Annotated in this window: 11 protein-coding genes and 1 pseudogene; 7 read left to right on the top strand and 5 right to left on the bottom strand. The window is 56.4% G+C overall.

The features are described 5' to 3' along the window. Positions 1–357 precede the first annotated feature (357 nt). From MKP05_RS20600 to MKP05_RS20585, 4 genes are read right to left on the bottom strand one after another with little or no spacing between them, the layout of a single operon-like run. The gene (locus tag MKP05_RS20600; RefSeq protein WP_240570037.1) at positions 358–1032 is read right to left on the bottom strand and encodes a uracil-DNA glycosylase; all 675 of its coding nucleotides are present in this window, start codon (positions 1030–1032) and stop codon (positions 358–360) included. Between the two features lie 2 nt (positions 1033–1034). Beyond that, positions 1035–2177 carry a nucleoside triphosphate pyrophosphohydrolase family protein gene (locus tag MKP05_RS20595; RefSeq protein ID WP_240570036.1) on the bottom strand — a complete coding sequence of 381 codons (1143 nt, stop codon included), beginning with the start codon at positions 2175–2177 and terminating at the stop codon, positions 1035–1037. Then, positions 2174–2800, bottom strand: a complete 627-nt coding sequence (locus MKP05_RS20590) for an Nmad2 family putative nucleotide modification protein (protein WP_240570035.1) — start codon at positions 2798–2800, stop codon at positions 2174–2176. Before MKP05_RS20590 ends, MKP05_RS20595 begins: the two co-directional genes overlap by 4 nt. A gap of 13 nt (positions 2801–2813) precedes the next feature. Continuing rightward, entirely contained in the window at positions 2814–3287 is a 474-nt protein-coding gene (locus tag MKP05_RS20585; RefSeq protein ID WP_240570034.1) for a TIR domain-containing protein, read from the bottom strand. A 111-nt stretch (positions 3288–3398) separates the two neighbouring features. Here MKP05_RS20585 and MKP05_RS20580 point away from each other — a divergent pair, with 111 nt between their 5' ends. Together MKP05_RS20580 and MKP05_RS20575 are read left to right on the top strand one after the other, a co-directional pair. Then, on the top strand, positions 3399–4652 hold the full coding sequence (locus MKP05_RS20580) for a toll/interleukin-1 receptor domain-containing protein (RefSeq protein WP_240570033.1): 1254 nt from the start codon (positions 3399–3401) through the stop codon (positions 4650–4652). Positions 4653–4654: 2 nt separating this feature from the next. Next, positions 4655–5518, top strand: coding sequence for a hypothetical protein (locus tag MKP05_RS20575; RefSeq protein ID WP_240570032.1), 864 nt, complete (start codon positions 4655–4657; stop codon positions 5516–5518). 132 nt (positions 5519–5650) lie between these two features. On the opposite strand, the pseudogene MKP05_RS21925 reads toward MKP05_RS20575, so the two are convergent. Then, positions 5651–5911: pseudogene (locus MKP05_RS21925) on the bottom strand (HIT family protein); the annotation flags it as partial. 150 nt (positions 5912–6061) lie between these two features. Between MKP05_RS21925 and MKP05_RS20565 the strand changes: the two are divergent. The 5 genes from MKP05_RS20565 to MKP05_RS20545 all read left to right on the top strand — a co-directional run bounded on the left by MKP05_RS20565 (position 6062) and on the right by MKP05_RS20545 (position 10878). Next, the gene (locus MKP05_RS20565) at positions 6062–6580 is read left to right on the top strand and encodes a GNAT family N-acetyltransferase (RefSeq protein WP_240570030.1); all 519 of its coding nucleotides are present in this window, start codon (positions 6062–6064) and stop codon (positions 6578–6580) included. Between the two features lie 174 nt (positions 6581–6754). Next, the gene (locus MKP05_RS20560) at positions 6755–7054 is read left to right on the top strand and encodes a virulence RhuM family protein (protein ID WP_240570029.1); all 300 of its coding nucleotides are present in this window, start codon (positions 6755–6757) and stop codon (positions 7052–7054) included. Further along, complete coding sequence (locus MKP05_RS20555; protein ID WP_240570028.1) at positions 7038–7226, top strand: hypothetical protein; 189 nt, start codon at positions 7038–7040, stop codon at positions 7224–7226. Before MKP05_RS20560 ends, MKP05_RS20555 begins: the two co-directional genes overlap by 17 nt. A gap of 350 nt (positions 7227–7576) precedes the next feature. Next, positions 7577–9568 carry an acetyl-CoA hydrolase/transferase C-terminal domain-containing protein gene (locus MKP05_RS20550; RefSeq protein ID WP_240570027.1) on the top strand — a complete coding sequence of 664 codons (1992 nt, stop codon included), beginning with the start codon at positions 7577–7579 and terminating at the stop codon, positions 9566–9568. 311 nt (positions 9569–9879) lie between these two features. Continuing rightward, a complete protein-coding gene (locus MKP05_RS20545) occupies positions 9880–10878 on the top strand; it encodes a hypothetical protein (RefSeq protein ID WP_240570026.1) in 999 nt (332 codons plus the stop codon). The last annotated feature ends 128 nt before the right edge of the window (positions 10879–11006 follow it).

The raw sequence follows: 11006 nt of genomic DNA, 5'->3' as shown, positions 1-11006 counted from the left end.
AGTTCCGGGATGGTCAAGCTCATGGGCGGCGCCATCTTCTTGAGGATGGCTTCCTTACGCTCTGCGGGGTAACGCACGTTGATCACCTCTCAATCCGTTTAGGTGACAACTACGTTGACGCATAGGGTCCAGGTCCTGCTGCATCTCTTCCAGGGCCTCGTACCACTTGATGCGGCCCTGGATGCGGAAGTGCTCGTCCAGCAGGATTCGATGCAGTCGCTCGACGCAGCGAGGCTGTGAGTTAAAAAAAGTCTGGGCGGAGGATTTACTCATTGCGAATTAACGACTTTCCCCCATTCTTGTTGTGTCCAGGCTAATGAAAGTAGTTTGGTTTTCAGTGTTATGATTTTTTTCCGTTCATATATGGCTAAACAGATCCGTATCACTTTCGACCAATTGAGAGGCGTAGAGCGAATTCATGATGGCTAGAAATTCGGTTTGTCCGCCGTAGCTGGGGTGCCTCGCCTTGTAGACGAAGTCCTCGGCGAATACGCCGGACAGAACGTTGTAGGCATCGTTGCCAATGGCGATAATCCGTTTCGGTTGCAGAAGCTCGACCATCTTGATCAAAATTTCGGCTCCCGCTCTGCGCTCTCTGGCGTTGTGGGCGCGGTTGGAGAACGGATCGCCCTCGTTGAAGGGGTGAAGGGGAAAAACATTCCAGAGGAAGACCGGCACTCTGACTCGCAACAGAATGTCCCAGATAGCAGCGGCGGTCCGTTCGGCGACAGGCTTTCCGTGGGTTGGACGTTGCACATCCAGCCTCCAACGCTGCAAATGATCGGCAAAATGCACATCATCTGTGAGCGCTAGTCCGGTTCGTCGCCCTCCACGATATCCGAGGTCACGCCCGACCCAGATCGCATCCAATTCGATGTCGGATGCACGGTCCAGCATTTCTTTGAGGTAGTGCCGCCGTAGCTCTGGTGCGTCCTGCAGATCATAGACTGGACATCTTTCAAAATACGGATTAAAGGTGTTCTCAAACTGAATGTTTTTCAGCGCCCTGAAAATTCCTTGTGTACTCGTCATACTTACTTACCGAAAGGCTTGTAGTGCAGTGTGCGCTCATCGCGATTTCCGACGATGATGCCGCCATTATTCTTTCGCACTTCACGAAACACTTCGTACCCTTGCAAGATTGCATACTCCCACAGATGAAGAGGACAGGCCTCGACTTCGTAGCTGCGCACGAAATTGCGTACGGCCTTGAGTAAATCGAAGGACACTGTACTCTGGCCTTCAAAGAAATTTACAGATTTGGCATAGGAAAAGATATAGGCTGATAGTCCCTCATCAATAACAATGGCTCGTCCACTGTCTTGGGCTTCATCAACATGTTTTTTGCTCTTTCGCTTATGTTTGATCAGTGCTCTGAAAGTCGGCGACCAGTGTAAAATTGCAGTGTTGGCAAAATGAAACACGTCGTGGAAACGGTACCCGTCCTCATCGGCAATATTATCCGATAGGGGGTCGCCGATAAAGACCCCGTTCCACCGCAGATAGCTTCGGCCATCGGCCCGCAGCGAAATTTCGATCTCGAACTGACGCGGAAGTTGCTCCTCAATGGGAAAGCCGGAATCGAAATCCGGAAGATCATCGGCGTTCGGCGCGATGAAACGACCGCATGCTTTGGCTATGTTGCTGCTCAAAACGGCAGAAAATGAGACACCGGCGGCCTGCACGGCCTCAATGTAGACGCGGACAAAATCGAGCACCTGATCTTTAGCCGTATCAACAGTGACGTCGAAGCTTAGAAGATTGGCCGTCTGCTCGCCCAATCTCAATAGGACAGAATCCAGCGGCGCAATGTCTTTCGCAGTCATGACCTGGGCAATCGGGTGAGTGGGATCGGAGTTGGCTGCGATGCTAACCGCGTAACCATTGCCGTCAAGAACTTGTGCAAATATGTCCGAGAGATTCACGTCCAAACGCCTGCATAGTGCGGCGACATACCAGAGCGTATCGCCTAGTTCCTCCTCGACATCGCTTTGGAAACCAGTGAATGCGGATTTTTCACGGTGAAGCTTCTTCGACGTACTCATCACGCTGCCAACCTCGCCAAATAAGCCCAGCAAGATCGGCGTGATTTCAGAATCTTCAAAGCGGTCCGTGGGCGCGATTGATTTTTCGTACTCGGACAGCAAAATATGTGCACTGGGTCTTGATCCGTTCATTGTGCCCCTCTCTTTCTCGCGATTTCTAGCATGTCGAACGGTTTACCCTGGTATCCCCGGACGCCCAGTTCATCAAGCCATGCTTCGAACGCTGCAATCGTAGTGATGTCGGAAATCTTGTGCTCACCAATACCTGAATGAACGAGACCACACGCCCTAAGGTGATCAGGAATTTCAGGGCCCTCTGCTCCAAAATAAACAAAATCTTGAGATATAAGAACTCGATCAACCGAGGTGTCTTTTTTGATATGATCTGCTCTAGGAGTGCCATCTTTATTGCTATGATAAGAGTTCATTTGGAGCCAGTTGCCACCATCTGGACAATAGATGTTGTCGCCACTCGCCATGCGATAGCTTCCGAAGAGATTCGGTTTTTTACTGGAGAAGCGCGGATCATTCCAGTATTCAGAAAATTTCAGCGTTTCTTCTACACGCATCGCATGGACCAAGAATCCACCTCGGCGAATGTCTTTCCTGTCGCTTCCGGTGCCGACAATCCAGTCACCAACTGACGCGTGTTTTCTTATTTTCGGTTTGCAAGTTGCCAATGTGCAATATTTATTGAAGGGATTTGGCGCAAATCCGCTGTCATAGGCAACCACATAACTGTATATTGCAGGCATGTTAGTCTCTCTATTAGCATGGATGTCGGCGAATAGGCCGGGGCTCGCACGTTGTGCCGTCCGGTCTCTCAAATCGCTGGTATTCCCCATTCACAGCGGAAATTATCTTGTCTGCATTCCATCCAACAAGTGCATGCCCGTATTCGTCGAGCGCTTCGGGTACCTCGCATCCGTTCGCTCCGCGCTCCCATACACCGACAATGGCTTTGTCCTGCTTATGTGCGCGCTCGATTTCCCAATTAACCCATTCGCTATTCTTGGTTTCCGGAGAGATATAAACGATCATTGTGCTGGCCCAGTCGATGCGGGGCGAAAGTATTTTGGTTTTGATGTACTCCGGCGACTTCGCATTGTTAGGGCGATCCGAATTAATCGAGCTATCGCGCACATCCATGCCATTTCTCTTGAGCAGGTCTTTAAGGTCCGTCAGGCCATCGTCGTCCTTGTGGACATGGCTGATGAATACATTTTTGGTCTTGTTGCTCATCGGTGATATCCTTTCCGCTACACTGGATATGGTGCCTTGTCTTGCCTTCCAGACTATACCATATTAAGCGCAAGTGCGATCTTGGATCGTCCTGCGACCATAGGAGGTCTGATGTTACCGCCCATCCTTGAAATCTTCGTAATCTGGCACCCAGACGACCTGCGGGGCGCAGGCTTCGCTGAGAAAATCTTCGACCACTTCATGAAAGGTGCGACCTTCTCCGGTGTTATCGGTGGCGGTGTGCAGGTGTCCTTGCGAAGCACGGGATGGGAAGGTCCGCGCACTGTGCCGAGACCTGTCTATGCCGAAGGCCGGGCAGCGCCTAACGGTATTAGGCCCGCGAGCTTCGTGGCCGTCGTCCCCTTGCTCGGCACTGAAATGGCTGCGTGCGTCGAGGATGTGAACGCACAGTGGCATGCATATGCGTGTGCGATCCGGGATTTGAAACAAGAATCGCCGGATCGTGTCGGCGTGTTCCCCTACGCATTGGACGCTGGCGCTACTAATGGGACTAATCTTATAGAGATATTGGGTAACTTCCAGTTCGTCGCTGCGGGCAATCCCGAACGGAACGGTGAAGGCGTCGAGAGCATGCTTTGCCGTGATCTGACGCAAGGGATCGCTCAATTAGTATCTTCAGATGAAATGGATCGACTTACGGCGTTCATTAGCCACACCAAACGACACAGCCAGGGAGAAGGCGAAGATGTCGATGCCCTTGTCGATTTGGTGCGAGAAGTTATCCGCAATACGCGCCTGAACGATTTTTTCGATGCCAATGACCTGCAACCGGGCACCGACTGGGATCAGGAGCTTCGCGATAAGTCCGGGACCAGCGCAATGCTCGCATTGCGCACGGACCTTTATTGCAGCCGGGAATGGTGCCAGCGCGAGGTGGTTATTGCTAAGACGAACGGCATGCCGGTGATTATGATGGACGCCATAGGCGTCGGCGAAGAGCGCGGCTCGTTCCTGATGGACCATGTGCCCCGAATCGCAGTCAGAAAAGCGGACGGGCGCTGGCGACGGCAGGATGTATATCGCGCCCTCAATCTTCTGGTCGATGAATGTCTGAAGCGCGCACTCTGGATGCACCAGAAAGATCTTGCTCTGGAGCGCCCTGAACTAGACGTTGCATGGTGGGCACCCCATGCGCCCGAACCGCTGACCTTGTCGAGTTGGATCGATGATTATCTGACGCAGAATGATGACGACGACATCGAAGACACTATCCGGATTCTGCATCCCGATCCGCCGCTGGGTCCCGAAGAGCGGGAAGTATTGATGAATTATGCGCGGACGACCCGCCTTGGACGGGAGATTGATATCATGACCCCGCGCCAGCTCGCCACAAGAGGGGGTTAGCAATGGTTTCAGAAAATCAAAGAACCGATCTGCTTCCGGCGGATGCGTTACAAGGCAAACAGCTCGGCTTGTCTGCATCCGACAGTCCCGATCTTGACCGTCTCGGACTCCTGGATACGCATTTTCGAATGACGCTCGGAGAGTTGGCCCGCATGGTGATCATCTCGGGCGGCTCGCTATACTATGGTGGGCATCTTGAACCCGGCGGCATCACGAATTTCCTGATCGAAGAGTTGCACCGCTACGGGCGGCGGGACCGTCCGCTCAAGGTCTGCCTCGCCTGGACGGTTCATCGGGAGATGACCCAAGAACAGATAGCGGAACAGAAAGAAATCCTGGGGCTGTTTGGCGAGATACATTTTCTCTCGCCGGACGGGCATCGACTCGAAGGCTCGGTTGATGAACCGGCGATCCAGGATCATTCAGCCGAAGAGCGCACCCGCTCTATGACGGGTTTACGGACCTACATGACAACTAACACAAGCGCGCGCATTGTCATCGGTGGCAAACGCTCCGCATTCCAAGGGGTTATGCCGGGTATCCTTGAAGAGGTCCTCTTTGCACTGGAACGCAAGCAACCCCTTTATCTTGTGGGCGGTTTAGGTGGCGCGACTCTGGATGTTATTCGAAAATTGCGTCCGAATTACGTGGAATGGTTTCCATCCTTACACGACGAGTCTGTTCCCGACGAACGGCTTCAAAAGGGCCTTGAGCGTATCGAAGAAACTGCATCGTCGATGAGTTGGGATGGTTTTGAAAACGGATTGAATGACGATGAAAACCTTCTGTTGGCAGCTTCTTACCGTCCGAGCGAAATCGCAGCACTCGTCGGAAAAGGGGTGGGACGGTTGGTGCTGCCAAGGTAAAGTGCACCAGTAATCCGCCTTATCGGGAAAAATCCAGCGAACGCCACCCCGGGGGTCTGGTTGGTCGCCGAGATAGCGAGGAATCACATGCACATGCAGGTGCGGCACTGTCTGGTCGCCTGCCGTCCCATGGTTGAGGCCGATATTGTAGCCATCCGGACGATGGCTCTCGTCGAGGTGTCGCTGCGCATCGAGCACCGCCGGGAAAAGCGCCGCCTGTGCCTCGGCACTGAGTTCGGCAATCGTCGCGACGTGTCGGTTGGGGATCACCAAGGCATGCCCCGGCGACACGGGGAAGCCATCCCGATACACGAAGAAGTGCGAGTGCCGGGCGATGACCCTGGCACTTTCCGGATGGCAGAAGGGGCATTCGGTGCCGGCGTCGCGTTCCATGCGTAGACTCCAGGCGGTGATGGAAACCATGGCAATCCTCTTCAGCGTACCACCGCCACATTCGCTAGAGGAAATGGGGAGAGGCGCTCCTGACTTACAGGTCTGCCAATCGACCATAATAGGATCTGTCGCCTGCAAGGAGCTCAAGCCGTGACGACGACACCGCATCCCACCATCCGCCCCGAAACGCCCGGCGATGCCGAGGCCATCGAGGCCGTCACCGTGGCGGCCTTCCGCGAGGCGCCGCATAGCAGCCAAATCGAGCAGCATATCGTGCGGGCGCTGCGTGCGGCGGGGGCGCTGAGCGTGTCGCTGGTGGCCGAATGCGACGGCGAGGTGGTGGGGCATGTGGCGGCGTCGCCGGTCACGCTGTCGGACGGTACGCCGGGCTGGTTCGGGCTGGGGCCGGTATCGGTGCTGCCGGGGTGGCAGGGCAGAGGCATCGGCTCGGCGCTGGTGAAGGCGTGCCTGGCGCGCCTGCGGGAGCGTGGTGCGCGGGGCTGTGTGCTGGTGGGGGAGCCCGGCTACTACCAGCGCTTCGGCTTCCGCTCTCTGCCGGGGCTTGTCCTGCCCGGCGTGCCGCCGGAGTACTTCATGGCCCTCAGTTGGGGCAACGAAGGGCCCCGGGCGCAAGTGGCCTTCCATCCGGCCTTCGCGGCAACGGCCTGATCATCAGGGGCGACCGGTGAACCGGCTTGCTCTTGCGGCAACGGATGCCTTATACGAGCAAGATCCACTACGCGAGGCCTTCATGATGACCTGCACCCTCTATCGACTCTCGGCCATTACCCAGAATCTTGAAGGCGGCAATCCGCGGGATCTGGCTGAGGAAGGCGCTGCCCGATGATTGATTCCCGCATCCAGCTCTTCACCTCCGCGGATGGCCAGGCGCAGCTTGAGGTTGCCCTGGACCAGGAGACTGTCTGGCTTAGCCAGGCGCAGATGGCCGAGCTGTTCGACAAGGACGTGCGCACCGTCAGCGAGCATATCGGCAACCTTTACGCTGAAGGAGAGCTGGAGCGGGAGGCAACCATCCGGAAATTCCGGATAGTTCGCCAGGAGGGCAAGCGCCAGGTCCGGCGTGCAGTTTCGCCAGTGGGCGACGCGGGTGCTCAAGGAGCACCTGGTGCAGCGCTACGGTGAGCAGGACCTGGACGAGGTGAATATCAACCAATGGCACGCCGGCCGCTGGATCACCAACCGGCGCCTGCTTATCCGCTTCAACCGACGGATGACCGTGTTGCTTTTCTCTGTGGCGGCAGTGATGCTTCACGATCATGTTCATTTGCCGATCGTCACGGACATGGCCCACTGAGCGTTGCACGAGGAACGCGTTATGCCGTTGGAACTCTGGATCTCCTTCTGCCTGGCCTCGCTGTTGATCATCGTTTCCCCCGGCCCCGCCGTGGCCCTGCTGAACAGCGCAGCCCGTTCGGCTATGTCGTCCATTCAGGTAACTCCCTCAGCTTCACCCTTTCCATCATGATGCCAGATAACCCTCGGTCTCGGATGCCTCTCGCGAGCCCGGTGAGGTCGATCTGCAATAGCCCCTGCTCGGTGCGCAGCTGGCGCACTAGCTCGCCGAGGTCTTCACTTTGGCGGATGGGTGTGGCCAGGTGGCCAGATTGGAAGGTGGAAAGGGGAGTCGTGTCACCATGTGCTAGCTTGAAGCGTATCGAAGCCAAGGATGGGGTTCAGCCTATGGCCGAGCCGGTGAGTTATCAGGACGCTGAGGCGTGCGTGGATCAGGTCATCGATCGGGTGGGCAAGGACATAGTGTTGGGGCTGCCGCTGGGGTTGGGTAAACCCCTGCGTTTTGTGAATGCCCTCTATGCCCGCGCCCAGCGCGCCCCGACGATCAAGCTGCATATCGTCACCGCTCTGTCTTTGCTTGCACCGGCGGGCAGCTCCTCCCTGGAGCGCCGTTTCCTGGGGCCTTTTGTCGAGCGCCTGTACGGCGATATCCCCGAGCTGGCCTATGCCAGGGATGCCCAGGCCAACCGCCTGCCGGACAATGTCACGGTGTCGGAATTCTTTTTCCAGGCCGGCAACCTGAAAAACAATGCCGACCAGCAGCGCCGCTATATCTGCACCAACTACACCCACGCGCTGCGCGATTTAATGGCCCAGGGCATCAATGTGATCGGTCAGTTGGTGGCGCCCGATGAGCGGGGCGAGACGGTGAGCCTGAGCTGCAACCCGGACCTGACCTTGGATCTGTTGCCCCGGCTGCGCGCGCAGCCCTATGCCACCGCTTGTGTCGCGGAAACCAATCAACACCTGCCGTATATGGGCAATGACGCAGCTCTGGCGCGTCACGACTTTGACCTGCTGTTGGAAAACCCGGGTACCGACTACCCGCTGTTCAGCGCGCCCCAGACTCCCATCTCGCCGGAAGATCACCTGATCGGCTTCTACGCCAGCTGTTTGCTGAAGGATGCCGGCACGCTGCAAATCGGCATCGGTTCTCTGGGGGCGGCGCTGGTGCACAGCACCCTGTTGCGCCAGCGGGACAATGCCCGCTGGCAAGCGATTTACCAGGACCTGCAGGTGGCCCAGCGGTTTCCGGTGGCCGAGCAGTGGGGCGACACCCAGCCCTTCAGCCAGGGGCTTTATGGCTGCAGCGAGATGATGGTGGACGGCTTTATCTACCTGATGCAAGGCGGGGTGCTCAAGCGCCAGGTCTTTGCGGACGCCGACTTTCAGGAAGCGATTAACCGGGGCGAGATCGACGCCGAGAGCAGCGACCACCCCAGCGCGGCCAAGGGTGTGGTGATGCACGGCGGCTTTTATCTGGGGCCACGGCGTTTCTACGACAAGCTGCACGCGCTGTCCGACGCCGAGCGCGCGCGCATCAACATGACCAGCGTCAACTACATCAATGATCTCTACGATCACTGCTTCGGAAATCAACGGCTCAAGGTGGCCCAGCGCCAGCACGCGCGGTTTATCAACTCTGCCATGCTGTGCACGCTCGATGGGGCGGTGGTCTCCGACGGCCTGGAAGATGGCCGGGTGATCAGTGGTGTGGGCGGGCAGTACAATTTTGTCGCCATGGCCCACGAGCTGAGCGGTGCGCGCTCGGTCATTACCTTGCGCAGTACCCGCGAGAGCGGCGGCGAAACCCAGTCCAATATTCTGTTCAGCTACGGCCACTGCACCATACCCCGCCATCTGCGCGATATCGTTCTGACCGAATACGGTATTGCCGATTTGCGCGGTCGGTCTGATGAGCAGGTATACCTGGCGTTGATCGCCATTGCCGATGCGCGTTTTCAGTCCGAGCTGCTGGCGCAGGCCAAGGACGCCGGTAAAGTGGCCGCCGACTTCGAGATTCCCGCGCACTGGCAGGACAATACTCCGCAGCGATTGGCGCAGCACTTTGAGCAGATGGGGGGTGAGCAGGTCTTTCCCCGTTTTCCGTTCGGCACCGACTTCACCGACGACGAGCTGACCCTGGGTAAGGCCCTCAAGCAGCTCAAAGCGCGCACTGCTACCCGGCGCGGCAAGCTGAAAGCCCTGCTCGGTGCTCTGGGTGCAGGCCAAGCCGGCGACGCTGAACAGTCGCTGCTGGCCCGGCTCGAGCTGGATCGGCCCACCGGCTGGAACGAACACCTGGAGCGGCGGCTGGTGCTGCAGGCGCTGCGATCGAGTTAGTGGGTCAAGCGAGTTAGCAGGCACGATGAAATCTGTGCGCAAATAGAGGTATTTGGCGGCGGCCTACATGTGATGGATGAGGTGGGCCAAGCAGGCTGCCGCAACAACGAGGAAACGGGGTTGTTGCGGCTTAGCGGTCTGACTGCTTAAAATCCATGCGCGTCTCTGTGGAATGGCCTAACGGCGCCATGGATACTATCAGAAAGCCGCCCGCGACGATTGAGTGGGAGTGGTTTTCGCGAAGTGATTTAGCCTAAAGCTAAGCTCCTCTAACGTTACCGTAAATTCTAGGGAAGGATATGTTTCACATCTTGAAAGAACTTTATTGGCTCCGCTCGATGAGCGAGCCGCGCCTGGATCGGCACCGCTACTGGCTGGCTGCCTACTTGCTATTAAGCCTGCAGTTAGGTGGTGCGTTTCTTATGAGCCAAGACCGTTTCTTATGGGACATGACACCAAGATTCTATCCTGAAGCTTTCTTTTGGGTTAGCTATTTTACGCCGCACGTCTCGATGGATCTCGTATTGATCGCTCTGTACGTCATAGTGGGTGTTAACGCCTTCGGCTGGGTTTTGGGTGGCCTCGCCGGGGTCGGCACTTACTCATTAGGGGCTATGGTCTCAATGATCAATTGGGCGATGTCGAATGGTATGGAGGAGCACCTCGGGTACCCACTACTAACGATAGTGGTGCTGGCAATAATAGGTATCGTGGCACTGCTCATGGGTTTCACGTTACGCTCTCTTCGCGATGTCGAGCCGTCACATGCGCTCTTGCGACAGCGGCCGGATATGCCTTCGGAAAAACAGCTGGACTGCCTGACCTTCTTGCGCCGCTACCTGTTAGCCCACTTGGTGATCAGCGTGATGGGCGTCGCAATTATTAGTATCATATTTTGGCGTCTCAACAACCCATCAGTTATGGGTTATTATTGGGCAGCCGATTCAACGTTAAAGACCGGTGGTTTTTTCTTACTGCTATTGGGAGTGCTGGGGGGCATCTGGATTCTCAAGCTAATCGCCAAGCGATTGAACAGTTTCACCGATGCTACGGTGGCAATTTTATGCTGGGGGATAGGCCTGACAGTCGTCATCGGAGGCGGTACGGTATGGTTGGCAATAAACGAGTTTTATGATAGTGGGTGGCTGTTTCTACTGGCCAAAACAATCGGTCTCAGCCTGTGGCCTATCAGCATTGCCGCTCATATTTATTTGCTAACCAATCCCTCGAAACAGCTTTCCTCTGCAGAGATGGAAATGGCGGAATCATCAGCGCAGGGACCTGCCACTTCACCGCAGATCGATACCTGACCCCGCCTCTTTCATCAGGCCCTTTGCTGAGCGGCACTTCCGGCATCTCAGCAACGCTCAGCCAGTTCCTCCACCATCTCGCTACCGAGCAGCGAGATTCTGATAGTGCGAGGCTTTTGAATCCCTGA

Origin of the sequence: Halomonas flagellata (genome assembly GCF_022487945.1) — a bacterium.
GTDB classification, from domain to species: Bacteria; Pseudomonadota; Gammaproteobacteria; order Pseudomonadales; family Halomonadaceae; genus Halomonas; species Halomonas flagellata.
This window is presented reverse-complemented; position numbering and strand designations above follow the sequence as displayed.